Source organism: Salinilacustrithrix flava, from assembly GCF_041228405.1.
Classification (GTDB): Bacteria; Actinomycetota; Acidimicrobiia; order Acidimicrobiales; family Salinilacustritrichaceae; genus Salinilacustrithrix; species Salinilacustrithrix flava.
The window spans coordinates 1,168,906-1,191,475 of record NZ_CP133888.1 but is presented as its reverse complement, the minus strand read 5'-3'; the positions used below and the strand labels follow the sequence as shown (position 1 = coordinate 1,191,475).

The window sequence follows — 22,570 nt, the reverse complement described above, 5'->3', positions numbered from 1 at the left end:
CTCCGAAGGGGGGCCGGTCCGTCGTTTTCGGGCCGCACGAGCCGTGCAGACCACCAAGGAAAGAGAGGGCCGCGCCATGCCGGCCACCATCGTCGTGGGCACCCAGTGGGGTGACGAGGGCAAGGGGCGATTCGTCGACCTGTTCTCCAAGGAGATGTCGATGGTGGTGCGCTACCAGGGCGGCCACAACGCCGGCCACACCATCGTGGTCGACGGCGAGTCCTTCGCCCTGCAGCTCATCCCGAGCGGCATCCTCTACCCCCACATCACCCCGGTCATCGGCAACGGCGTCGTCGTCGACCCCAAGGTGATGCTGGCCGAGATCGCCATGCTCGAGTCCCGGGGCGTCAACTGCGACAAGCTGCGCCTGTCCGGGAACGCCCACCTCATCTTCCCGTACCACCAGCTGCTCGACCGCATGACCGAGCGCTGGCTGGGCCGCAACAAGCTGGGGACCACCAAGCGCGGCATCGGCCCGGCCTACGCCGACAAGGCCGCCCGCGTCGGCATCCGGGTGCAGGACCTCTACGACGAGAAGATCTTCGTCGAGAAGCTCCGCATCGTCCTGCGCGAGACCAACGCCGTGCTGGCCAAGGTCTACAACCAGCTGCCGGTGGACGAGGACGAGATCGTCGAGGCCTACCTCGGCACCTACCGCGATGCCATCGCCCCCTACGTCACCGACACGGTGAACCTGGTGCACGAGTCCCTCGAGGCCGGCGAGCACGTCCTGTTCGAGGGTGCCCAGGCCACGTTCCTCGACCTCGACCACGGCACGTACCCCTACGTGACCTCGTCGAACCCGGTCGCCGGTGGCGCCACGGTCGGATCCGGCATCGGCCCCCGCCACGTCGACCGGGTCGTGGGCGTCGGCAAGGCGTACCTCACCCGCGTCGGGTCGGGCCCGTTCCCGACGGAGCTGTTCGACGACCTCGGCGACCGCATCGTCGACATCGGCCACGAGTACGGCGTGAACACCAAGCGCCGCCGGCGGCCGGGTTGGTTCGACGCGGTGATGATGCGCCACGCCGTGCGGCTCAACTCCCTGTCGGAGCTGGCGATCACCAAGCTCGACGTGCTGGACAGCTTCGACACGATCAAGGTCTGCGTCGCCTACGAGCTCGACGGCGAGCGCATCGAGCGGATGCCCGACAACCAGTCGGTGATCCACAAGTGCACCCCGATCTACGAGGAGCTGCCCGGCTGGAAGACCGACGTGTCGGCCTCCACCGAGCCCCACCACCTGCCGGCCAACGCTCGCGCCTACGTCGAGTTCCTCGCCGAGCAGTGCGGCGTCCCGATCAGCCTCCTCGGCGTCGGTCCGTCCCGGGACCAGTACGTCCAGCTCGCCAGCTGACCCCTTGGTGCACGCTGCGTAGGTATTCCCCTACCTGTCAGGACTTTTCGGTCACTCCTGGTGACCGGCTCCTCTACTCGCTCTGCGTGGTTCCTGTTCCACTTTCAGTGACAACAGGAAGCGTGGAATCGAGGAGCGATGACAACGCATCGCAACATCAAGAGGAAGGTGTGGACAGGGTTGGTGCTGGTGCTGCTCGGAGCCTCCACCGTGGTGGTGGCCCCAGCTGGTGCTGGTGAGGAGTCCTCCGGGAACCTCACGTGCGAGGCCGTGATCGGCGACCTCGGGCTCACCGACGTGCTGATGGCCAAGGACGACGTGCAGCGGACCGCCCCGTACGAGGGCGTCGCCGTGAACGGCGACTTCGTGGTCACGTACCGCTTCGTTGCTGCTCCCGATGGCGCTCCTGAGGCCTACGTGGTGACGTTCTCCTCGGAGGACCTCGTGTACGGCGCCTTCGTCAAGCAGGCAGCTGACAAGCAGGGCCTGAGCCGGAGCGCCGTGTTCCCAGCCGGCACGCTGACCGGTTCGATCTACGTGCCTGACGGGGAGTTCAGCCACGTCAGCTTCTGCACCGGCACCGTGCCCACGACGGAGCCGCCGGTCACCGAACCGCCGGTCACGGAGCCGCCGGTCACGGAGCCGCCGGTCACGGAGCCGCCGGTCACGGAGCCGCCGGTCACCGAGCCGCCGGTCACGGAGCCGCCGGTCACGGAGCCGCCGGTGACGGAGCCGCCGGTCACCGAGCCGCCGGCCACCGAACCGCCGGAGACCCCGACGACGGAGGTCGAAGGTGAGGTGGTCGTCCCCACCCCGGTGCCCGAACCCGAACCCACCCCGGTGCCCGAGCCCGAGGCCGAGGCGGCCCCGACCGTGCTCGGTGACACCGTTGTCCGGTCGCTGCCCCGCACCGGTTCCGGGACGCTGGTGCTCGGTGTCGCCGGCGTGGTGATGGTGCTGCTCGGCAGCGCCCTCGTCGCCCGGGGCGGCCAGGAGATGCGGCGCCAGTCGACCGGCTGACCGCCGGACGGAGCGCAGCTGGCTCGAGGAGCCGACGGAGGTCCACCCACTCCGCCGGCTCCTTCCGCGCGCGGCCTTCGGGGGTCGCTCCGAGGGGCGTCTAACGTCGCCGCCCGTGAAGGTCTGCGTCGTGGGTTCCGGTGGTCGAGAGCACGCGCTGGCGGTCGTGCTGGCTCGGACGGCCGACGTCGTCGTCACGCCGGGCAACCCCGGCATCCCCGGTTCGGTCGACACCCCGCCCGAGGACATCGACGCCGACCTGTACGTCATCGGCCCCGAGCAGCCCCTCGTCGACGGCCTCGCCGACCGGCTCCGCGATGCCGGCAAGCTCGTGTTCGGTCCCGGCGCCGACGGCGCCGAGCTCGAGGGGTCCAAGGCCTTCATGAAGGAGGTCGTGGCCGCCGCCGGCGTCCCGACCGCCCGCTACGCCGCCTTCGACGACCCCGACGAGGCGATCGCCTTCCTCGACACGCTCCCCGACGGGCCGGAGGGTGGCTACGTCATCAAGACCGACGGCCTCGCCGCCGGCAAGGGCGTGCTCGTCACCACCGACCGGGCCGAGGCCGAGGCCGACATCCGCGAGAAGCTCGCCGGCGAGAGCTTCGGCGACGCCGGACGCCGCGTCGTCATCGAGGAGCGCATGATCGGCCCCGAGCTGACCGTGCTCGCCGTCTGCGACGGCCAGCGCGCCGTCGCGCTCGCCCCCTCGCAGGACTACAAGCGGGTCGGCGATGGCGACGCCGGCCCCAACACCGGCGGCATGGGCTGCTACAGCCCGGTGCCGGCGGCGGACGCCGCAGTCGTGCAGGCCGTGCTCGACGACTTCGTCACCCCCACCCTGGCCGAGCTGCGGCGGCGCGGCATCGACTACCGCGGTGTGCTCTACGCCGGACTCATGCTCACCGCAGAGGGCCCGAAGCTGGTCGAGTACAACGTCCGCTTCGGCGACCCGGAGACCCAGGTGATCCTGCCCCGCCTCACCAGCGACCTGGCCCAGCTGCTGGCTGAGGCCGCGGCCGGCGAGCTGCGCAGCGAACCGACCTACACCGACGACGCCTGCGTCGCGGTCGCCTGCGCGGCCGAGGGCTACCCCACCAGCACCCGCACCGGCGACGTGATCGAGGGCCTCGACCGCCTCGACGACCTCGATGGCGTCGAGGTGCTCTTCGCCGGGGTCGCCGCCGGCGACGAGCCGGGGACGCTGGTCACCGCCGGTGGCCGGGTCCTGTACGTGTGCGGGACGGCGCCGGACATCGAAGGGGCCCGCGCCCTCGCCTACCAGGGCGTCGCCCGCATCAGCTGGCCAGGCATGCACCACCGCAGCGACATCGCCGCCAACCCGACCTGAGCAGCGAGCGCGTCCGGCGGCGCGTTCCGTGGTCGCTGCCAGTTCCCCGCAGGTGGGTGTGGTGCGGTGCGGTCAGGCGTCCCGCTCGCGCAGGCGGCGGCCCTTCTCGACGGCCAGGTCTCGCAGGTCGTCGGCGAACGCGGCGAGCCGGCCGCGCAGCTCCTCCGCGGCCGGGTCGGTGCCGGAGGCGAGGATCCTGGCCGCGAGCAGCCCGGCGTTGCGGGCCCCGGCGATCGAGACGGTGGCGACCGGGATCCCGGCGGGCATCTGCACGATGGACAGCAGCGAGTCCATGCCGTCCAGGTGCTTCAGCGGGACGGGCACGCCGATGACGGGCAGGACGGTGACCGAGGCGAGCATGCCCGGGAGGTGGGCGGCGCCGCCGGCGCCGGCGATGACCACACGCAGCCCGCGATCTGCTGCCGACCGGCCGTACTGGATCATGTCGTCGGGCATCCGGTGGGCCGAGACCACGTCGGCCTCGTAGCCGATGCCGAGCTCCTCGAGCGCCAGCGCCGCCTGCTCCATGACGGGCCAGTCGCTGTCGCTGCCCATGACGATGCCGACGACGGGCGAGCTCGGGGTGTCGGTCATCGTCCTGGTGCTCCTCGAAGCTGGTCGGCGGCTCGGCGCGCCCGGAGCCGGAGGTCGCGGAGGTCCTCGCCGCAGACGGTGACGTGGCCGATCTTGCGACCGGGGCGGACCTGCTTGCCGTACAGGTGGACTCGCAGCGATGGGTCCTGACCGAGGATCCGGCCGACCTCCGGGTACAGGTCCTCCCGGGATCCCCCGAGCACGTTCGCCATCACGGTCCAGCGCGACCGAGGAGCGGTGTCCCCGAGCGGCAGGTCGAGGACGGCGCGGAGGTGCTGCTCGAACTGGCTGGTCACGGCCCCGTCGATGGTCCAGTGGCCGCTGTTGTGGGGGCGCATGGCCAGCTCGTTCACGAGGAACGTCGGCTGCCCAATCGCGTCGGCGACCTCGAACAGCTCGACGGCGAGCACACCGGTGACGCCGAGCGCGTCGGCGATGCGCACGGCCAGGTCGCTGGCGGCGCGGGCCGCGGCCGGCTCGAGCCCGGGCGCCGGCGCAAGCACCTCGGTGCAGATGCCGTCCTCCTGGACGGTCTCGACGAGCGGCCACGCCGCCGTGGATCCGCTCGGGTTGCGAGCGACGAGCGCCGCCACCTCGCGGTCGAAGGGGACGGACTCCTCGAGCAGCACGCCGTCGACCAGCGGACCGGCCTCGCCGACGACGGCGAGCCAATCGCCGAGCTCGTCGGCCTCGTCCACGCGGCGCACGCCCTTGCCGTCGTAGCCGCCCCGGGGCGTCTTGGCGATGATCGGCCAGCCGACGTCGGCACCGAACGCAGCGACCTCGTCCGCGGTGCGGGCCACCGTCCAGCGCGGGCACGGGAACCCGAGGTCGCTGAGCCGCCGGCGCATCGCGACCTTGTCCTGGGCGAAGCGGAGCGCCGCGGGGGTCGGGTGCAGCGGGATCCCGTCGTCGGCCAGGGCGGCGAGGACGTCGGGCGGGACGTGCTCGTGGTCGAAGGTGACGACGTCGCACCGCTTGGCCAGGCGACGGACGGCATCGAGGTCGTCGTGCGCGCCGACGAGGGCATCGGGGATGACGAGGGCCGCCGAGTCCCCTTCCGACGCGGCGAGCACCGAGAGCGTGATGGACATCGCCACCGCCGGCGGCTGGCACATCCTCGCCAGCTGACCGCCGCCGATGATCCCGACCACGGGGAAGTCACGGTCGGCTGGCTGCTCCACGTCGCCACCCTAACCAGCGGTGTCGCGCGCACCGTCGGCCACGAGGACGGCCGGAGCGGTCTGCGAGACTGGGTCGGTGAGCGGAACCCTGCCCAACGTCCTCGCCAGCCGCTACGCCAGCGCCGACATGGCCTCGCTGTGGTCACCGGAGACCAAGGTGGTGCTCGAGCGCAAGCTGTGGCTCGCCGTGCTGGAGGCCCAGGCCGAGGTCGGCCTCGACGTGCCCGACGGCGCCATCGAGGACTACCGCAAGGTGATCGGCGACGTGGACCTCGACTCGATCGAGGCCCGCGAGCGCGTGACGAAGCACGACGTGAAGGCACGGATCGAGGAGTTCTCCGACCTCGCCGGCCACCAGCTCATCCACGCGGGCATGACGTCGCGGGATCTGACCGAGAACGTGGAGCAGCTCCAGGTGCGCGACGCCATGGTGCTGATCCGGGATCGCGTCGTCGCCACGCTCGCCGAGCTCGCCCGGCTCGCCGTCGAGCACGCCGACACACCCATGGCGGCCCGCAGCCACAACGTCGCCGCCCAGGTCACCACGCTCGGCAAGCGCTTCGCCGTCGCCGGCGAGGAGCTGCTGGTCGCGTTCGAGCGGCTGGAGTCGCTGCTCGAGCGCTACCCGCTGCGGGGCATCAAGGGACCGGTCGGGACCCAGACCGACCAGCTCGACCTGCTCGGCTCCGACGAGGCCGTCGACGCGGTCGAGTCCGCCGTCGCCCGCCACCTCGGGTTCGCCCGCACCTTCACCAACGTCGGGCAGGTGTACCCGCGCAGCCTCGACATGGAGGTCGTGGGCGCGCTGGTGCAGCTGGCGTCCGGCCCGTCGAGCCTGGCCACCACCATCCGCCTGATGGCCGGCCACGAGCTGGCCACCGAGGGGTTCCTGCCCGGCCAGGTCGGCTCCTCGGCCATGCCGCACAAGATGAACAGCCGGTCCTGCGAGCGGGTGAACGGCCTGAAGCACATCCTCGCCGGCCACCAGGCCATGGTCACGAGCCTCGCCGGCGACCAGTGGAACGAGGGCGACGTGAGCTGCTCGGTCGTGCGGCGCGTGGCCCTGCCCGACGCCTTCCTCGCCGCCGATGGCCTGTTCGAGACCTTCCTCACCGTGCTGCGGGGCTTCGGGGCCTACCCGGCCGTGATCGAGGCCGAGCTCGACCGCTACCTGCCCTTCCTCGCCACCACCAAGGTGCTGATGGCCGCGGTGCGCGCCGGCGCCGGCCGGGAGGAGGCCCACGAGGCGATCAAGGAGCACGCCGTCGCCGTGGCCCTCGCCATGCGCGAGGAGGGCCAGCCCGACAACGACCTGCTCGACCGGCTCGGCGCCGACCCCCGCCTCCCCATCGACCGCGACGGCCTCGCCGCGGCGCTGGCCGACCCGATGGCGGTCGCCGGTCGGGCCCAGGCCCAGGTGGCTGCCTTCGCCGCGCAGGTCGGAGCGATCGTGGACCGGTACCCCGAGGCGGCGTCGTACGCCCCGGGCGACATCCTGTAGCGGCGGGTTCAGCCGCCCGCCAGCGCACCCTCCGCGAGGGACACGAACCGATCACGGGCCGCGGCTTCGTCCGGGAGGTCGAGCGCCGCGGCGTTCAGGTGCATGGCCCGGTCACCGTCCAGCACGAGCAGCTGGGCCATGAAGCCGGTCTGCTCCGACCCGGAGTACGCCCACCGCGCGTCGTCACCGAGGTCCGGGACCTCTTCGTAGAGGCCCTCGCCTCCGCGGGTGCGGGACTCGTAGTCGTCCGGACCCATCAGCACGAGCTGCAGGGTCGGCGGGAGGCCCATGCCGTCCTCGTCCGTGGCGAAGCGCCACTCGCACATCTCCAGCGACGCGCCGGAGCCCTCCTCGTGGACGACCTCCGCCGGCTCGCCGAAGGCGTCGACGACCTCGGCCTCCGGGAGGAGCTCGCAGGCGCCGGTGGTCGCAGCGTCGGACTCGGTCTCCTCCCCGGGTTCGGAGGTCTCGTCGACCACGGGCGCGGCGGTGTCGTCGGTCGCCGTCTCGGCGGTGTCGTCGTCGCCGCAGGAGGCCAGCAGCAGTGCAGCCGCAGCGAGCCCTCCCAGCATCGGACGGCGGATGGACGGGCGGCGGGGCATGCGAGCTCCTCTGCGGTCGACGTCGTCTCCCCCAGGGTCGCCATCCGGTGGGGCCGGCGCGCAAGTCCGGTCGATCGGGTCCTCCCGGTGGCATCATCGGCAGCGTGAAGGTGGACCTCCCGCTCCTGAACACCGGCAAGGTCCGCGCCATCTACGACGCCGGCCCCGACCACCTGCTGATGGTCGCATCGGACCGCATCTCCGCCTTCGACGTGGTGATGGCCGAGACCATCCCCGACAAGGGTCGGGTGCTCACCGCCATGTCGGCCTTCTGGTTCGAGCTGCTGGCCGACGTCGCGCCGAACCACCTGGTGTCCACCGACCTGGCCGACTTCCCCGACGGCGCCCACGATCCGTCCCTCGCCGGGCGGACCATGCTCACCCGCCGGGCCGAGATGCTGCCGGTCGAGTGCATCGTGCGCGGCTACCTCACCGGCTCGGCGTGGAAGGAGTACCAGGCCGACGGGACCATGCACGGCCAGGAGCTGCCGGACGGCCTGCTGGAGTCCGACCGCCTCCCCGAGCCCGTCTTCACACCGTCCACCAAGGCCGAGATGGGCGACCACGACGAGAACATCGACTTCGCCCGCGCCGTCGAGATCCTGGGCGAGGACGTCGCCGAGCAGGCCCGCGCCATCGCCCTCGCCGCCTACCGCAAGGGCGCCGACTGGGCTCGCGAGCGGGGGATCATCATCGCCGACACCAAGTTCGAGCTCGGGTGGATCGAGGGCGAGCTCGCCATCTGCGACGAGGTCCTCACGCCGGACTCGTCCCGCTTCTGGCCGGCAGCGGACTGGAAGCCGGGCACGACACCGCCCAGCTTCGACAAGCAACCGGTGCGCGACTGGCTCGCCGCCGTCGAGGGCTGGGACAAGACCCCGCCGCCGCCGGCGCTGCCCGACGAGGTCGTCGAGGCCACCGCGACCCGCTACCGCGAGGCCTACGAGCGCATCTGCGGCCGGTCGCTGGCCGACTGGCCCGGCGGCACCTGAAACCCTCCCGTTCTGGCCTACGGATTGCCGCACATGCGGGGGAATCGGTATGCCAGAACGAGACGGGGGCGCACCTAGATTGGCGCCATGCGCTTCGACGTCCAGGTGGAGACCAGGCCCCGAGCGGGGATCGCCGACCCGGAGGGGTCGACCATCGAGCGCTCGCTGCCGGCCCTCGGCTTCGAGGGCATCCAGGACGTGCGGGTCGGCAAGTCGTTCCGCTTCCACGTCGAGGCCGACGACGAAGCCGCCGCCCACGCCCTGGTCGAGGATGTCTGCGCCCGCTTCCTCACCAACCCGGTGATCGAGGACTCCTCCATCACCGTGACCGAAGCGTCGACCGTCTGATGCCGGCTCGCATCGGCGTCGTCCTCTTCCCCGGGTCCAACTGCGAGCACGACGCCGTCGAGGCGGTCCGCACGCTCGGCGGCGACGCCGAGGTCCTGTGGCACGGCGACGACAGCCTCAAGGGGGTCGACGGGGTCATCGTGCCCGGCGGCTTCGCCCACGGCGACTACCTCCGTCCCGGCGCCATCGCCCGCTTCTCGCCCGTCATGCAGGCGGTCCAGGCCTTCGCTGCCGACGGCGGTCCGGTCGTGGGCATCTGCAACGGCTTCCAGGTGCTCACCGAGGCCGGCATGCTCCCCGGTGCCCTGCAGAAGAACGCCGGCCTGAAGTTCCTGTGCCGGATGGCGACGCTGCGGGTCGAGACCACCGACTCGGTGCTCACCTCCGCGACCGACGAGGGCGCCGAGCTGCGCGTCCCGGTCAACCACTTCGAGGGCAACTACACCTGCGACGACGAGACGCTCGCCATGCTGCGCGCCGAGGACCGCGTCGTGGTGCGCTACGTGGAGAACGTCAACGGTTCGGTCGACGGCATCGCCGGTGTGTGCAACGAAGGCCGCAACGTGGTGGGCCTCATGCCGCATCCCGAGCGGGCATGTGACGACCTGCTCGGCTCCAGCGACGGGGCGCCGCTGCTGCGCTCGCTGCTGGAATCCGCGGCGAAAGCCGCCGTCTGACGGGGCTCAGCTGGCTCGGCTGATGCCGGCCTTCTTCAGCACGGCGGCCTCGACCCCGAGCTCGCGCCAAGCGGCGTAGGAGATGCCCTTGCGCTCGCTGTAGCCCTTGGCGGCCTCGACGAAATCCTTCTCGAGACCCTCGAGGTCGGCCTTGTTCTCGCTGGCCTCGAGCTCGTTCTGCAGGTCCATGCGGTCCTGGATGAGCTGCAGGCGCTTGACCGGATCAGCGTCGACCAGCTGCTCCTCGATCTTGGCCAATTGGGCCTTCATCGATTCGGCGGTGCGCTTGCGCCCGCGCTTGGGCTTGTGTTGCTCGAGCGCCTCGAGATAGTCGCGAACGGCGCGGCCCTGGCGGCGCCCTTCTGCGAGTGCTGCCTTGTGCTCGTCGGTCATTTCGCGCTTCGGTGCCATCGCTCTGCAGGGAACCACAGATCGCGCGCATATGGCAATTCATCTCCGTTCCTCCGGGATCCATATCGCCATCGATGGCGCGACTCTTTCCGGCATCTCTGCGGTGACCATGTGGACGTGCGGGGCGCCGGTGCGGGCTCGCGTAGCGTGCTCGGCATGGCCGAGCGCACCGACCGAGACCCCGTCGAGCAGGACCCGAGCGTGCACCGGGCCCTCGGTCTCACCGACGACGAGGCCGACGAGATCGCCCGCATCCTCGGCCGTCCGGCCAACCACCTCGAGCTGGCGATGTACTCGGTCATGTGGTCCGAGCACTGCTCCTACAAGTCCTCCCGCGTGCACCTGCGCCGGCTGCCGTCGGAGGCGCCGCACGTGCTCGTCGGCCCGGGGGAGGGCGCCGGCGTGGTCGACGTCGGTGACGGCATCGCGGCGGCGTTCCGCATCGAGAGCCACAACCACCCGTCCGCGATCGAGCCGTACCAGGGCGCGGCAACCGGGGTCGGCGGCATCCTGCGCGACGTCTTCTCCATGGGTGCCCGGCCCATCGCCCTCATGGACCCGCTGCGCTTCGGGCCGCTCGACGACCCCCGCAGCCGCTGGATCGCCGAGGGCGTCGTGTCGGGCGTGTCGGGCTACGGCAACTCGGTCGGCGTCCCGACGGTGGGCGGCGAGACGATCTTCGACGCCACCTACCAGGGCAACCCCCTCGTCAACGTGTTCTGCCTCGGCGTGCTGCCCCAGGACCGCCTGGCCCTCGCCCGAGCGTCGGGCCCGGGGAACCTCACGGTGCTGTTCGGCTCGGCCACGGGCCGGGACGGCATCGGCGGCGCCAGCGTGCTCGCCTCGGCGTCCTTCACCGATGGGGACGCCGACGAGTCGGCGTCGAAGCGCCCGAGCGTCCAGGTCGGCGACCCCTTCGAGGAGAAGCGCCTGATCGAGGCGTGCCTGGAGATCCTCGAGGCCGGCCTCGTCGTCGGCATCCAGGACCTCGGCGCAGCCGGCATCACCGGCGCGGCCAGCGAGACGGCGTCCAAGGGCGGTGTCGGCATGGACCTGTACCTGGACCAGGTGCACGTCCGCGAGGAGGGCATGGACCCCTTCGAGATCATGATCAGCGAGAGCCAGGAGCGGATGCTGGCCATCGTCGAACCGGCCAAGCTCGACGAGCTGCTCGCCATCTGCGCCAAGTGGGAGATCGCTGCATCGGTCATCGGCACGGTCACGGGCACCGGCCGGTTCCGGGTGCTCGACCGCCTCGACGGCGAGCTGCTCGCCGACATCCCGGCCAGCTCCCTCGACGACGACGCCCCCCTCTACCAGCGCCCGCTCGCCGAGCCGGCCGACCGGGCCGAGCGGGCCGCCGACACCGCCGAGTCGCTGCCCGCTCCGGCGGACGCCGGCGCCGACCTGCTCGCGCTGCTCGCCGACACGTCGTGGGTCTGGTCCCAGTACGACCACCAGCTGTTCCTCAACACCGTCGTCGGCCCCGGTGACGACGCCACCGTCCTGCGCCTCAAGGACCCCCGCACCGGCGAGCCGACCGGCCGGGGCCTGGGCCTCACCACCGACGGCAACCACCGCTGGTGCCGGCTCGACCCCCGCACCGGCATGGCTGCCGTGGTCGCCGAGTCGGTCATGAACCTGGCCTGCGTCGGCGCCGAACCGCTGGCGCTCGTGAACTGCCTGAACTTCGGCAACCCCGAGCACCCCGAGGTCATGTGGCAGCTGTCCGAGGCCATCGACGGCATGGCCGAGGCGTGCCGGGCGCTGTCGGTGCCGGTCATCGGCGGCAACGTCTCGCTCTACAACGAGTCGAACGGCGTCAACATCGACCCGTCACCGGTCATCGGCACGGTCGGCCTCATCGCCTCGCTCGAGCGCCGCCCGCCCGGCATGGGCCTGGTCGAGGGCACCACGCTCGTCGTGCTCGGCGCACCGGCCACGACCCTGTCGGGGAGCGCGTGGGCCTGGTCGCAGGGGCACCGCGAGGGCATGCCGCCCCAGGTCGACCTCGACGGGGTGCGGGCCACCGCCGCGTTCGTGCGCGACGCCGTCGCCGCCGACCGGCTGCGGTCGGTGCACGACCTCGCCGGTGGCCTGGGCCCGGCACTGGCCGAGATGGCCGTGGACACCCAGGTCGGTGCGCGGGTGGAGCTGCCCGCGCCGGGCGGGCACGTGGCGCTCTTCGCCGAGACGCCCGCCGCCGTGCTCGCCGCCGTGGATCCGGGCTCGCTCGACGCGCTGCTCGCCGATGCCGGCGCGGCCGGCGTGCCCGCCGAGGTCATCGGCGAGGCCGGCGGCGACCGCCTCGTGGTCGGCGACCTGGTCGACGTGTCGGTCGGCGAGGCCCACGTGGCCTGGCGGGACCGGCTGCCCTCGGCGCTCGGCGCCGGCACGACCCAGGGCTGACCAGCCCGGGACGTCAGCGGCTGGGCTCGTCCACCTGGTCGGCGTGGAGGTGGAAGTGGCCCTCGGCGTCCTCGTGCTCCTCGAGGATGTCGGCGAGGGGCTTGAAGAGGAGCCGGTCGAGGATGAAGAACCGCCCGACCCACAGCAGGCCGAACGAGCCCACGTTGGCCATCATGAGGATCAGGGTGTTCTCGTCGTAGCGCCCGGCCGCCCAGGCCACCGCGAACGTCGAGATGATGAGGCCGAGGATGGCCATGCCCCAGAACGGCAGGACCTCCCGGGTGAACGAGTGCGCGCCCCGCTTGTTGAACGTCCACGCCCGGTTGATCAGGTAGTTCGGGACGGCGCCGACGGTGACCGCAGCGATGTTCGACGGCACCGGTGCCACGTCGAACACCTCGAGCATCAGGAACAGCGTGCTGGTGCTGGTGACGACGCCGGCGAGGGACGCGGCGGAGTACTTGGCGAGCTTGGCGATCCACGGGCGGCGCCCGAGCGCGGTGTCAGGCCCGGCGTCGGCGAGGGACGGCATGCCGGGAGGGTATCCAGCGCGCCCCCGAATGGCCGACCGCCGGGCGGTGATGGGGCAGGATGGCAACCGCAAGCAGCCCGATGACGGAGGCACCATGAGCGACGACCAGGACCACCCGCGCCCCGGTGGCGATGCCGCCACCGAGCGGGCCCTCGACGAGCTGCGCGAGCTGCGCGCCGACGTCACCGCCCTCCTGGGCCGGTTCGAGTCCCTGCAGCTCCGCCTCGTCGGCGACGGGCAGCAGACGCTGATCGAGCAGGTGCAGGACAACCTCGCCGATGTGGCCTCGGGCGAGGTCGTCGGCGCCCTGTGGGAGGAGGTGCGCGCCGTGCGCGCCCAGCTCGACGGGGCCGCACCCGACGCAGGCACGGCCGAGCCCGACCCGCAGCTGTCCGCTCTCACCGAGGAGCTCGCGGTCCTGCGCACCGAGCTGGCCGACGGCCTCGTCGTCGAGCCCTCGGACGCCCTGTCCGCGTCGCTGGACGCGCTCCGGTCCGAGGTGGACGGGTTGCGGGGCTCGCTCGGCGAGCTGCCCGCTCCCGGCGATGGCGCCGGCGTGGAGGCGGTCGCCGACCAGGTCGCCGCGCTCCGGGACTTCGTCGCCTCCGAGCTCGACACCGTGCGTCAGACCGTCGCCTCCCGCATCGACGCCGCCACCGAGGCCACCGCCGCCAGCGTGGCGGCGGCCACGGCCCGACCCGAGCCCGAACCGGCCCCGGCCGAGGGGGGCGCGAGCCTCGACGCCGACACGGTGGCGATGCTGCGCGACGAGATCCGGGCCGCCGGCGCCGTCTCGGACCAGGTGGTCGACGCCCTGCGCGACGAGCTCAAGGCCCTGCGCCGCCGCATCGCGGTGAAGGCGACCGAGCAGGTCCTCGACGACCAGCAGCTGGCCCAGATCGCCGATGCCGTCGCGGCGCGGCTCGCCGCAGACCGGGACCAGGTCTGACGTCCGCCGCTGGGTTGGTCGGTCGGGGGCACGTGACCGGTAGCCTCGGGCCCGACGCCGGAGGTGTCGCCGACCCATGACCGATCCTTCCGATCATGCCCCCCATCGCGACGCCGAGACCGGCGCAGGCGACGACGAGCTGAAGGAGGCCTGCGGGGTCTTCGGCATCTACGCGCCCGGCCAGTCCGTCGCCCACCTGACCTACCTGGGCATGTTCGCCCTGCAGCACCGCGGCCAGGAGGCCGCCGGCATGTCGGTGTCCGACGGCACCGAGATCATCACGGTCAAGGACAACGGGCTGGTCTCGTCGGTGTTCACCGACCGGGTGCTCAACGGCCTGCCCGGCCACCTGGCCATCGGCCACGACCGCTACAGCACCACCGGCGCCAGCACGTGGCAGAACGCCCAGCCCGTCACCCGCGAGGCCGCCGGTCACCAGATCGCCCTCGGCCACAACGGCAACCTCGTGAACACCGCCGACCTCGCCGAGGACCTCGGCATGCTGCCCGGCTCGGGTGCCGTCACCTCCGACAGCGACCTCGTCGTGGAGATGCTCGCCCGCGCCATCGAGCGCAGCGAGCGACACCGCAGCGACGACCGCCACCTCGAGGCGGCGATGCTCGAGGTCATGCCCAAGCTCCGGGGCGCCTTCTCCATCGTGTGCATGGACGAGGGCCACGTGGTCGGCGTGCGCGACCCCAACGGCTTCCGACCGCTGTGCCTCGGCCGCCTGGAGTCCGGCTGGGTGCTGGCCTCGGAGACCCCGGCCCTCGACCTGGTCGGCGCCAGCTTCGTGCGCGAGATCGAACCGGGCGAGATGATCATCATCGACGCCACCGGCTACCGCTCGGTCCGGGCCTTCCCCGAGGCCGAGGTCAACCCGAGCCTGTGCCTGTTCGAGTTCGTCTACTTCGCCCGGCCCGACTCCACGCTCTACGGCAAGAACGTCCACTCCGCCCGGGTCCGCATGGGCGAGCAGCTCGCCCAGCAGGCACCGGTCGAGGCCGACATGGTCATGGGCGTGCCCGAGTCCGGCCTGCCCGCCGCCGAGGGCTTCGCCCGGCAGTCGGGCATCCCCGTCGGCGCCGGCCTGGTGAAGAACCGCTACATCGGCCGCAGCTTCATCGCCCCCTCCCAGGAGGCCCGGGCCGCCGCGGTGCGCATGAAGCTCAACCCCCTGAAGGAGAACCTCCAGGGCAAGCGCCTCATCGTCGTCGACGACTCGATCGTGCGCGGCACGACGCAGCGCACGCTCACCCAGATGCTGCGCGAGGCCGGCGCCGTCGAGGTGCACCTGCGAATCACGTCGCCGCCGGTCATGTGGTCCTGCTTCTACGGCATCGACACCGGGGTGCGCAGCGAGCTGCTCGCCTCCAACCTCGACATCGAGGAGATCCGGGCCTACCTGGGCGTCGACTCGCTGGCCTACCTGGGCCTGGACCGGCTCATCACCGCCACCGGCACCCCGTCGAGCGGGTTCTGCACGGCGTGCTTCACCGGCGACTACCCCGTGGAGATCCCCGTGTCGCTGTCCAAGGCCGTGCTCGAGAGCCCCGCGCTGCGGACCGAGGCCCCGAGCGGCATCGCCACCGCCCTGGCCTCCCGGGTCGGCGGCTCCCAGATGGGGTTCGACGACTGATGTCCGAGCAGCAGGAGAACACCTACGCCTCCGCCGGGGTCGACATCGGCGCCGGCGAGGAGGCCGTCCAGCGCATCAAGGCGTCGGTCCGCTCCACCTTCCGCCCCGAGGTCATCGGCGACATCGGCGGCTTCGGCGGGCTGTTCCAGTTCCCCCAGCACCGCTTCACCCACCCGGTGCTCGTGTCCTCCACCGACGGCGTCGGCACCAAGGCCGTCGTCGCCCAGCGCGCCGGCATCTTCGAGTCCATCGGCGTCGACCTCGTGGCCATGTGCGTCGACGACATCGCCTGCGCCGGCGCCGAGCCGCTGTTCTTCCTCGACTACATCGCCGTCGGCAAGCTCGACCCCGACCACATCGAGCAGCTCGTCGCCGGCGTGGCCAAGGGCTGCCGGGAGGCGGGCTGCGCCCTCATCGGCGGCGAGATGGCCGAGCACCCCGGCGCGATGGAGGCCGGCGAGTTCGACCTCGTCGGCTTCGCCGTCGGCGTCGCAGAGCGGGACCGCATCCTGGACGGCACCACCATCGCCGCCGGTGACGCGCTCATCGGCCTGCCGTCGCCGAACCTGCGCTCGAACGGGTACTCGTTGGCCCGACGGGTGTTCTTCGACGTCGCCGGCCGCTCCCTGCACGACCCGGCCTGGGACGGCGCCCACCACTCGCTGGCCGAGGAGCTCCTGTCGCCGTCGGTCATCTACTCGCCGGCGATCGCCGCGCTGCTGCGGGTGGTCGACGTCCGCGCCGTCGCCCACATCACCGGCGGTGGCATCCCGGGCAACCTGAACCGAGTGCTCACCGAGTCCCTCGACGCCCACGTCGACCGGGGCGCCTGGGAGCCGCCGAAGGTCTTCACCGAGATCCAGCGCCTCGGCCAGGTCAGCGACGACGAGATGGCCAAGGTGTTCAACATGGGCATCGGCATGATCGCCGTCGTTCCCGCTGACGAGGTCTACGCCGCCCTCGACGTGCTGCGCACCGCCGGCCACCGTGCCGTGCAGATCGGCACCGTCGAACCCGGCAGCGGCCTCGTCCGGTACGCGTAGAACGCGCGCTGTCCCTGTACGGTCGCCGGCCGTGCGCACGGTGGTCCGGACGGTGTCGTGGGTGCTGCTCTTCGCGGCGCTCGGAGCGGCCGGCGCGTCGTGGTTCACCCCCACCCCCCGGCTCGACGCCGACGATGCCTCCGACCTCGCGCTCGACGCGCTGAGCGGCGCCGAGGTGGACGTGGAGCGGGTGGAGCCGCCGGTGCGGATGGTGCACGAGACCGGCGAGGGCGACCTCGTCGACGCCTGGCGCGTCCTGGTCGACGTGCGCGCCCGGGGTGCGGACGAGCAGGTCGAGCTCCGGGTCCAGGAGTCCGCCGGCCAGCTCGTCTACGTGGACGACCTCATCGGCGACGCAGGCACCGAGCGGCTGCTCTCCGACGAGCAGTTCGAGGTCCTGCGCCAGCACCGCGACGACACCCTCGCCGACCGCTGGGTGCTGCGGAACGCCCTGGCCGCGATCGCTGCCATCGGCATCGCCGCCACCTGCTACCTCCTCGCCACCCGATCCGATCCCATCTGGAGCGCCCGTTGACCGATCACCGCACCGTCCCTGCCGACGCCCACGCCGCGCTGGTGGCCCACCTCAAGGCCCACGCCATCCGCGAGGGCGACTTCGTGCTGAAGTCCGGCAAGCCGACGAGCTGGTTCTGCGACGCCAAGCAGACGACCTGCCGGCCCGACGGGATGCTGCTCGTCGCCGACGCCGCGCTGGCCGTCCTGCCCGACGATGTGACCGCCATCGGCGGGCTCACGATGGGCGCCGATGCGGTGGCGTTCGGAGTGGCCGCCATCGCCGCGACCCGTGGCCGCGAGCTGCGGGCGTTCAGCGTCCGCAAGGAGGTCAAGGAGCACGGCGGCGGGGGGCGCGTCGCCGGTGCGCTCGAGCCGGGGGACCGGGTCGTCATCGTCGAAGATGCCGTGACCCGGGGCGTCTCGATGCTTGAGGCCGCTGACGTCATCGCCGACGAGGTCGGCGCCGAGGCGGTGCTGCTGATGCCCGTGGTGGATCGGGGCGGGACCGTGGCGGCGATGGCCGCGGAGCGGGGGTTGCCCCTGCTGGCGCTGGTGACGGCGCCGGATCTGGGCTTCGACTACGAGGGGCCGCTGTAGAGGCTGGCGGCAGGGACCCCGGCCGGCTCGAGCCGGTCGGCGAGGTGCCAGTGCAGCTCGACCAGGCCGTGCAGGGCGAGGATCGCCGCGCCGACGATGCCGGTGGTGGCGTCGGCGCCCATCGCGAGGCCGACGACGACGGTGGGGTGGGACAGCGCGAACCCGATCCGGGCCCGGCGTCGGGCGTCGGCTTCGTCGGGGTGTGCACTGCTCGGTCGGTGGCTGGCGGTCGCGAACATCGAAGCGTGCGTACCCGACCGTCGTGACCGCCAGAACAGTGATCTGTGACGAGGTCGCTGCCAGTTCCCGGAGACGGTCCCGTCAGGGACGCCCGGTGCGCAGGCGAGCGACCCGGGCGACGGACTCGATGCGGTCCTCGGCGTGGCGGTCGGCGGCTTCGCCGGGCGGCATGCCCTGGGTCCGGGCCCGCTCGAGCACGGCCAGCACCGTGTCGTGGATGCCGGCGATGCGGGCCCACGCCCGGGCCTGGTCGTAGCCGGCGGGCTCCTCGGCGATGTTGATCACGCCGCCGGCGTTGGCGACGTAGTCCGGGACGTAGAGCACGTCGCGGTCCACGAGGCGCTGGTCGTCCTCGGGGGTGGCGAGCTGGTTGTTGGCCGAGCCGACGACGACCTCGCAGCGCAGCTCGGGGATGGTGCGCTCGTCCAGGACCGCGCCGAGGGCGCACGGTGCGAACACGTCGCAGTCGACGGCGTGGGCCGCTTCGGGCTCGACGGTGCGGAGCCGCGTTGCTGCCTCGGGGTGGTCGTCGTGGACGGCGCGGACGGCGTCGTCGCGGATGTCGGCGACGGTGACGGTGGCGCCCTCGTCCACGAGGTGGTCCACCAGCGCTCGCCCGACCTTGCCGACGCCGGAGACGGTGATGTGCCGGTCGGCCAGGTCCGGCGACCCCCAGCGGACCTCGGCGGCGGCGCGCAGCGCCCACAGCACCCCCCAGGCGGTGGCGGGGGACGGATCGCCCGAGCCGCCGAGCGACGGGCTGACACCCGTGACGTGGGGGGTCTCGCGTTGGATGAGGTCCATGTCGGCCTGGGTGGTGCCGACGTCCTCGGCGGTGAGGTAGCGGCCGGCGAGGCCGTGCACGAAGCGGCCGTAGGCCCGGATGAGGGCCTCGGAGCGGATCGTGCGCGGATCGCCCCAGATCACGGCCTTGCCGCCGCCCTGGTCGAGGCCGGCGGCTGCGTGCTTGTAGGTCATGCCCCGGGCGAGGCGGCAGACGTCGGTGAGCGCCTCGCCTTCGGTGTCGTAGGGCCAGAACCGCGTGCCGCCGAGGGCAGGTCCGAGCACGGTGGAGTGGATCGCCACGATCGCCCGCAGGCCCGAGGGGCGGTGGTGGCAGAAGGCGACCTGCTCGAAGTCCCCCTCGTCGGGGAGGCCGTCCACCGCGTCCATCGTCTCGAACACGGTGCTGGGTGCGGTCATGCCGGGACCGTACCGCCGGCCGCAAGCGGACAGAACGGGACTAGTCCGTCACCCCCTCAGGAAATGGCCCGGGTGGGCTATCGCCGTTCTGCGGCCCACTCCGTACCTTTGGGAAGGAACCGGACACACCAGTGGACCGGCGAACGAGGAAGTCACAGCACCATGGCAGATCAAGAAGATCTCGACACCCCCGAAGCCCTCCTCACCCCGTCCGAGGTCGCCGCGATGTTCCGGGTGAACCCCAAGACGGTCACCCGCTGGGCACGAGCCGGCAAGCTCAACGCGATCCGGACCCTCGGCGGCCACCGCCGCTTCAAGGCATCCGAGATCCGGGCCTGCCTCGAGGAGATGTCGCAGTCGGAGGTCTGACCCTCCGGATCGGCTGCGTCCGGGGCCAGCAGAGGTCGTAGTCTCGGCCGCCATGGCCACTCCAACCGCTGCCTTCTCCCTCCACCTGCGGGTCCGCCTCGAGAACACCCCCGGGTCGCTCGGGCGGTTGGCCGTGGCCATCGGCGACGCGGGCGGGAACATCACCCAGCTCGAGGGCTTCGACGTGCGCGGCGAGTACCTCGATGAAGACATCGTCGTGAACTGCATCTCCGAGGAGCACCAGGAGGAGGTCAAGGCGGCGATCAGCGGCCTCGACGGCGTCGAGATCACGACCTGCAAGGACCGCACCTTCGAGATGCACGAGGGCGGCAAGATCGAGGTCCTCGCCCGGATGCCCATCCGGGACGCCGATGACCTCTCGATGGCGTACACCCCCGGCGTCGCCCGGGTCTGCATGGCCATCCACGAGAACCGCGAGCGCAGCCGCGACCTCACCATCCGCAAGAACACCGTCGCCATCGTCTCCGACGGCACCGCCGTGCTCGGCCTCGGCGACATCGGCCCCCACGCCGCCATGCCGGTCATGGAGGGCAAGGCGCTGCTGTTCAAGAACTTCGCCGGCGTCGACGCCTTCCCGGTGTGCATCGACACCACCGACACCGAGGAGATCATCGCCACCGTCGAGCGCCTGGCGCCGACCTTCGGCGGCATCAACCTCGAGGACATCGCGGCCCCGAAGTGCTTCGAGATCGAGGAGCGCCTCAAGGCCAGCCTCGACATCCCCGTGTTCCACGACGACCAGCACGGCACCGCCGTCGTGGTGCTCGCCGCCCTGCAGAACGCCCTCAAGCTCACCGACAAGAAGATGAGCGACCTGCGCGTCGTCATCGCCGGCGTCGGTGCGGCGGGCGTGGCCTGCGGCAAGATCCTCCTCGAGGCCGGTGTCGCCGAGATCGTCGGCGCCGACCGCAAGGGCGCCATCTGGGAGGGTCGCGACGACCTCAACCCGGCCAAGCAGTGGTTCGCCGAGCACACCAACCGCGATCGCCGCAAGGGCGCGGTCGGCGAGCTGCTCGCCGGCGGCGACGTCTTCATCGGCGTGGCCGGCCCCGGCATCATCGAGCCCACCGACCTGGACCGGATGAACACCGATCCGTTCGTGTTCGCCCTCGCCAACCCCGACCCCGAGATCCGTCCCGAGCAGGCCAAGGGCCGGGCCAAGATCATCGCCACCGGGCGCAGCGACTTCCCGAACCAGATCAACAACGTGCTCGCCTTCCCGGGCATCTTCCGGGGGGCGCTCGACGCCAAGGCCACCGACATCACCGAGGGCATGAAGCTGGCGGCGGCCGAGGCCATCGCGGATGCGATCCCGATGTCGGAGCTGCGGCCCGACTTCATCATCCCGTCGGTGTTCGACTCGACGGTGGCGCCCCGCGTGGCGGCCGCCGTCGCCGAGGCCGCCGTGGCCGAGGGCGTCTGCCGGGACTGACCCGCCGGGTGGCCGGCGAGCCGCTCAGCCCCAGAAGTTCACGGTGACCCAGAGCTCGCCGGCGTCGTCGCGCACGCAACCGACGGCGGTGTGGGTGAGGGCGCCGGACAGGATCTTGTCGGCGTGCGACGGGGAGCGCAGGAACTCGTCGTAGACGGCGCGGGCGTCGCCGGTGCTCCAGCCCACGTTCTCCGCCGCGGTCATGGCCTCGGCCCGGGCGGCGAAGACCCGGTCGCCGTAGCCGGGGTTGTGGGCCAGCTGGCTGCGGGCGGCCATCTCGTGGGTCCAGTCGACCGCGACGTGGAGGATGGCATCGTCCCAAGCCAGGAGGTGCCGGCCGGCGCCGGCGCGGGTCTCGTTCATCCAGCGCAGCATCGAGGACTCGCACCCGGCGTCCCGGGTACCCGTCCGGGTCGCCGGCGCCGGCGCGGGCGGGGGCGCCGGGGCGGTGGTCGCCTGGGGAGGAGGCTGGGTCGCTGGCGGTGTGGCAGCTGCCGGTTCCGGTGAGGGTTCGGGGGCCGTCGGCGTCGGCTGCGGTGGCGGCGCGGGCGTCGGCTCCGGTGCAGGCGCCGGAGGTGGAGGCACCAACGGCACCGCACCCTCCGCGGCTGCGGAGGAGATCACCCGCGTCGCGTCGGGGGAGGCCACGACCGCGGCCCGCTCGAGGGCGGCGTCGGCCCACACCGGGTTGCCCACCACGCCGGCGGACACGATGCCGGTCGTCGAGACGACGGCGATGGCCACTGCGAGCGCTCGGCGCAGCATCGGCTCCCTCGGCATCGGTGACCCCCGGCGTCGGACCGGCACGGCTGCCGGTTCCGCGGGTTCTTCGCCGATCCGCAGCCGATCCCCTGCCCGGCGCGATCAGCCCACGGAGAGGGCCGGCTCCTTCGCCGCCGGTTGCTCCGTCGATGCCTCCGTCGCGGTGAGGTCGATGAAGGAGCTGCTGGCGAGGGGCACGCCGCGGCACGGGACGGGTGGGATCGCCCAGCGGGGGACGTCGAAGAGGTGGACGCGACGTCCCAGCAGCATCTTCTGCGCGGTTCGCCACAGGATCCACCCGTCGAGCAGCGGGTTGTGGTGCTGGACGTAGAGGCGGTCGTACTCGATGCGGTCGCAGATGAGGCCGTCGCAGTGGACGCTGACCTGCCAGAGGCCCGTGACCCCGGGACGCACGCTGGTGCGCTCGGCCGCAGCGATCGGCGCGAGCCGGCGGTGGAGCACCGCCATCTCCGGTCGGGGGCCGACCAGCGCCATCCGTCCGGAGACGACCAGCCACAGCTGGAGGAGCTCGTCCAGGTGGATCCGGCGTATGGCGCGCATCACCGCGGGGATCTGCTCGCCGCCGATGGCGTGCTTGTCGGCGTAGGCCGACGTCGCCGGCGGCAGGGTGCGGACCTTCGGGAAGGGGAACAGCACCCCGTCGCGGCCGACGCGCTGGTGCACGAAGATCGGCCAGGCCCGGTACACGGCCGCCGAGATCAGCAGGGTGGCCGCCAGGATCGGCAGCGTGACCACGGCCATCGCCAGGGCAACCAGGATCTCGAGCGCGCGGTGGGCTCGTCGAAGGTCTCTCATCTGCTCGC

At 72.2% G+C, this 22,570-nt stretch carries 24 protein-coding genes; 15 read left to right on the top strand and 9 right to left on the bottom strand.

What is annotated here, in order from left to right; genetic code table 11:
• Positions 1-76: 76 nt before the first annotated feature.
• From RGQ06_RS05950 to purD, 3 genes are all read left to right on the top strand, one after another.
• Positions 77-1,357 (top strand): adenylosuccinate synthase, encoded by a 1,281-nt coding sequence (locus RGQ06_RS05950; protein WP_432427481.1) that lies wholly within the window; start codon positions 77-79, stop codon positions 1,355-1,357.
• 138 nt (positions 1,358-1,495) lie between these two features.
• Complete coding sequence (locus RGQ06_RS05945; protein WP_432430706.1) at positions 1,496-2,377, top strand: LPXTG cell wall anchor domain-containing protein; 882 nt, start codon at positions 1,496-1,498, stop codon at positions 2,375-2,377.
• A 115-nt stretch (positions 2,378-2,492) separates the two neighbouring features.
• Entirely contained in the window at positions 2,493-3,725 is a 1,233-nt protein-coding gene (purD, locus tag RGQ06_RS05940; protein ID WP_432427483.1) for a phosphoribosylamine--glycine ligase, read from the top strand.
• Positions 3,726-3,797: 72 nt separating this feature from the next.
• Here the strand turns inward: purD and purE are convergent, their stop codons facing one another.
• Entirely contained in the window at positions 3,798-4,319 is a 522-nt protein-coding gene (gene purE / locus RGQ06_RS05935) for a 5-(carboxyamino)imidazole ribonucleotide mutase (protein WP_432427484.1), read from the bottom strand.
• Positions 4,316-5,503: a 5-(carboxyamino)imidazole ribonucleotide synthase gene (locus tag RGQ06_RS05930; protein WP_432427485.1), complete on the bottom strand. Its 1,188-nt coding sequence runs from the start codon at positions 5,501-5,503 to the stop codon at positions 4,316-4,318. The genes purE and RGQ06_RS05930 overlap by 4 nt, the downstream gene beginning before the upstream one ends.
• A 76-nt stretch (positions 5,504-5,579) precedes the next feature.
• Between RGQ06_RS05930 and purB the strand changes: the two genes are divergently transcribed.
• Positions 5,580-7,004, top strand: a complete 1,425-nt coding sequence (gene purB / locus RGQ06_RS05925) for an adenylosuccinate lyase (protein ID WP_432427486.1) — start codon at positions 5,580-5,582, stop codon at positions 7,002-7,004.
• Between the two features lie 8 nt (positions 7,005-7,012).
• Here purB and RGQ06_RS05920 read toward each other — a convergent pair whose 3' ends face one another.
• Positions 7,013-7,606 (bottom strand): hypothetical protein, encoded by a 594-nt coding sequence (locus RGQ06_RS05920; protein ID WP_432427487.1) that lies wholly within the window; start codon positions 7,604-7,606, stop codon positions 7,013-7,015.
• Between the two features lie 104 nt (positions 7,607-7,710).
• Between RGQ06_RS05920 and RGQ06_RS05915 the strand changes: the two genes are divergently transcribed.
• The 3 genes from RGQ06_RS05915 (at position 7,711) to purQ (ending at position 9,623) form a co-directional block, all read left to right on the top strand.
• On the top strand, positions 7,711-8,598 hold the full coding sequence (locus RGQ06_RS05915; protein ID WP_432427488.1) for a phosphoribosylaminoimidazolesuccinocarboxamide synthase: 888 nt from the start codon (positions 7,711-7,713) through the stop codon (positions 8,596-8,598).
• Positions 8,599-8,685: 87 nt separating this feature from the next.
• Positions 8,686-8,946, top strand: a complete 261-nt coding sequence (gene purS / locus RGQ06_RS05910) for a phosphoribosylformylglycinamidine synthase subunit PurS (RefSeq protein WP_432427489.1) — start codon at positions 8,686-8,688, stop codon at positions 8,944-8,946.
• The gene (purQ, locus tag RGQ06_RS05905; protein WP_432427490.1) at positions 8,946-9,623 is read left to right on the top strand and encodes a phosphoribosylformylglycinamidine synthase subunit PurQ; all 678 of its coding nucleotides are present in this window, start codon (positions 8,946-8,948) and stop codon (positions 9,621-9,623) included. Before purS ends, purQ begins: the two co-directional genes overlap by 1 nt.
• A 6-nt stretch (positions 9,624-9,629) precedes the next feature.
• Here purQ and RGQ06_RS05900 read toward each other — a convergent pair whose 3' ends face one another.
• A complete protein-coding gene (locus tag RGQ06_RS05900) occupies positions 9,630-10,034 on the bottom strand; it encodes a hypothetical protein (RefSeq protein ID WP_432427491.1) in 405 nt (134 codons plus the stop codon).
• A 156-nt stretch (positions 10,035-10,190) separates the two neighbouring features.
• Between RGQ06_RS05900 and purL the strand changes: the two genes are divergently transcribed.
• Entirely contained in the window at positions 10,191-12,443 is a 2,253-nt protein-coding gene (gene purL, locus RGQ06_RS05895; RefSeq protein WP_432427492.1) for a phosphoribosylformylglycinamidine synthase subunit PurL, read from the top strand.
• Positions 12,444-12,456: 13 nt separating this feature from the next.
• Here the strand turns inward: purL and RGQ06_RS05890 are convergent, their stop codons facing one another.
• A complete protein-coding gene (locus tag RGQ06_RS05890) occupies positions 12,457-12,975 on the bottom strand; it encodes a GtrA family protein (RefSeq protein WP_432427493.1) in 519 nt (172 codons plus the stop codon).
• A 94-nt stretch (positions 12,976-13,069) separates the two neighbouring features.
• Between RGQ06_RS05890 and RGQ06_RS05885 the strand changes: the two genes are divergently transcribed.
• From RGQ06_RS05885 to pyrE, 5 genes are all read left to right on the top strand, one after another.
• The gene (locus tag RGQ06_RS05885; protein WP_432427494.1) at positions 13,070-13,924 is read left to right on the top strand and encodes a hypothetical protein; all 855 of its coding nucleotides are present in this window, start codon (positions 13,070-13,072) and stop codon (positions 13,922-13,924) included.
• A 76-nt stretch (positions 13,925-14,000) separates the two neighbouring features.
• Complete coding sequence (gene purF, locus RGQ06_RS05880) at positions 14,001-15,563, top strand: amidophosphoribosyltransferase (RefSeq protein ID WP_432427495.1); 1,563 nt, start codon at positions 14,001-14,003, stop codon at positions 15,561-15,563.
• Positions 15,563-16,606, top strand: a complete 1,044-nt coding sequence (gene purM, locus RGQ06_RS05875) for a phosphoribosylformylglycinamidine cyclo-ligase (protein ID WP_432427496.1) — start codon at positions 15,563-15,565, stop codon at positions 16,604-16,606. Before purF ends, purM begins: the two co-directional genes overlap by 1 nt.
• Positions 16,607-16,637: 31 nt before the next feature.
• Positions 16,638-17,141, top strand: a complete 504-nt coding sequence (locus RGQ06_RS05870) for a hypothetical protein (RefSeq protein ID WP_432427497.1) — start codon at positions 16,638-16,640, stop codon at positions 17,139-17,141.
• A complete protein-coding gene (gene pyrE, locus RGQ06_RS05865; RefSeq protein ID WP_432427498.1) occupies positions 17,138-17,719 on the top strand; it encodes an orotate phosphoribosyltransferase in 582 nt (193 codons plus the stop codon). Before RGQ06_RS05870 ends, pyrE begins: the two co-directional genes overlap by 4 nt.
• Here the strand turns inward: pyrE and RGQ06_RS05860 are convergent.
• Positions 17,701-17,958, bottom strand: coding sequence for a hypothetical protein (locus tag RGQ06_RS05860; RefSeq protein WP_432427499.1), 258 nt, complete (start codon positions 17,956-17,958; stop codon positions 17,701-17,703). The genes pyrE and RGQ06_RS05860 overlap by 19 nt on opposite strands.
• A gap of 82 nt (positions 17,959-18,040) precedes the next feature.
• Positions 18,041-19,162 (bottom strand): Glu/Leu/Phe/Val dehydrogenase dimerization domain-containing protein, encoded by a 1,122-nt coding sequence (locus RGQ06_RS05855; protein WP_432427500.1) that lies wholly within the window; start codon positions 19,160-19,162, stop codon positions 18,041-18,043.
• Positions 19,163-19,324: 162 nt separating this feature from the next.
• Here RGQ06_RS05855 and RGQ06_RS05850 point away from each other — a divergent pair, with 162 nt between their 5' ends.
• Entirely contained in the window at positions 19,325-19,531 is a 207-nt protein-coding gene (locus RGQ06_RS05850) for a BldC family transcriptional regulator (RefSeq protein ID WP_432427501.1), read from the top strand.
• A 52-nt stretch (positions 19,532-19,583) separates the two neighbouring features.
• Positions 19,584-20,984: an NAD-dependent malic enzyme gene (locus RGQ06_RS05845; protein ID WP_432427502.1), complete on the top strand. Its 1,401-nt coding sequence runs from the start codon at positions 19,584-19,586 to the stop codon at positions 20,982-20,984.
• 24 nt (positions 20,985-21,008) lie between these two features.
• Here the strand turns inward: RGQ06_RS05845 and RGQ06_RS05840 are convergent, their stop codons facing one another.
• Both RGQ06_RS05840 and RGQ06_RS05835 read right to left on the bottom strand, forming a co-directional pair.
• Positions 21,009-21,764 carry a CAP domain-containing protein gene (locus RGQ06_RS05840; protein WP_432427503.1) on the bottom strand — a complete coding sequence of 252 codons (756 nt, stop codon included), beginning with the start codon at positions 21,762-21,764 and terminating at the stop codon, positions 21,009-21,011.
• Between the two features lie 84 nt (positions 21,765-21,848).
• Positions 21,849-22,562, bottom strand: a complete 714-nt coding sequence (locus RGQ06_RS05835) for a sugar transferase (protein WP_432427504.1) — start codon at positions 22,560-22,562, stop codon at positions 21,849-21,851.
• Positions 22,563-22,570 lie beyond the last annotated feature (8 nt).

Coding starts and splice junctions, on each gene's coding strand:
- RGQ06_RS05950 (WP_432427481.1), top strand. CDS start 77: ATGCCGGCCACCATCGTCGTGGGCACCCAGTGGGGTGACGAGGGCAAG.
- RGQ06_RS05945 (WP_432430706.1), top strand. CDS start 1,496: ATGACAACGCATCGCAACATCAAGAGGAAGGTGTGGACAGGGTTGGTG.
- purE (WP_432427484.1), bottom strand. CDS start 4,319: ATGACCGACACCCCGAGCTCGCCCGTCGTCGGCATCGTCATGGGCAGC.
- RGQ06_RS05920 (WP_432427487.1), bottom strand. CDS start 7,606: ATGCCCCGCCGCCCGTCCATCCGCCGTCCGATGCTGGGAGGGCTCGCT.
- purS (WP_432427489.1), top strand. CDS start 8,686: ATGCGCTTCGACGTCCAGGTGGAGACCAGGCCCCGAGCGGGGATCGCC.
- purQ (WP_432427490.1), top strand. CDS start 8,946: ATGCCGGCTCGCATCGGCGTCGTCCTCTTCCCCGGGTCCAACTGCGAG.
- RGQ06_RS05900 (WP_432427491.1), bottom strand. CDS start 10,034: ATGGCACCGAAGCGCGAAATGACCGACGAGCACAAGGCAGCACTCGCA.
- purL (WP_432427492.1), top strand. CDS start 10,191: ATGGCCGAGCGCACCGACCGAGACCCCGTCGAGCAGGACCCGAGCGTG.
- RGQ06_RS05890 (WP_432427493.1), bottom strand. CDS start 12,975: ATGCCGTCCCTCGCCGACGCCGGGCCTGACACCGCGCTCGGGCGCCGC.
- RGQ06_RS05885 (WP_432427494.1), top strand. CDS start 13,070: ATGAGCGACGACCAGGACCACCCGCGCCCCGGTGGCGATGCCGCCACC.
- purF (WP_432427495.1), top strand. CDS start 14,001: ATGACCGATCCTTCCGATCATGCCCCCCATCGCGACGCCGAGACCGGC.
- purM (WP_432427496.1), top strand. CDS start 15,563: ATGTCCGAGCAGCAGGAGAACACCTACGCCTCCGCCGGGGTCGACATC.
- RGQ06_RS05860 (WP_432427499.1), bottom strand. CDS start 17,958: ATGTTCGCGACCGCCAGCCACCGACCGAGCAGTGCACACCCCGACGAA.
- RGQ06_RS05855 (WP_432427500.1), bottom strand. CDS start 19,162: ATGACCGCACCCAGCACCGTGTTCGAGACGATGGACGCGGTGGACGGC.
- RGQ06_RS05850 (WP_432427501.1), top strand. CDS start 19,325: ATGGCAGATCAAGAAGATCTCGACACCCCCGAAGCCCTCCTCACCCCG.
- RGQ06_RS05845 (WP_432427502.1), top strand. CDS start 19,584: ATGGCCACTCCAACCGCTGCCTTCTCCCTCCACCTGCGGGTCCGCCTC.
- RGQ06_RS05840 (WP_432427503.1), bottom strand. CDS start 21,764: ATGCCGAGGGAGCCGATGCTGCGCCGAGCGCTCGCAGTGGCCATCGCC.
- RGQ06_RS05835 (WP_432427504.1), bottom strand. CDS start 22,562: ATGAGAGACCTTCGACGAGCCCACCGCGCGCTCGAGATCCTGGTTGCC.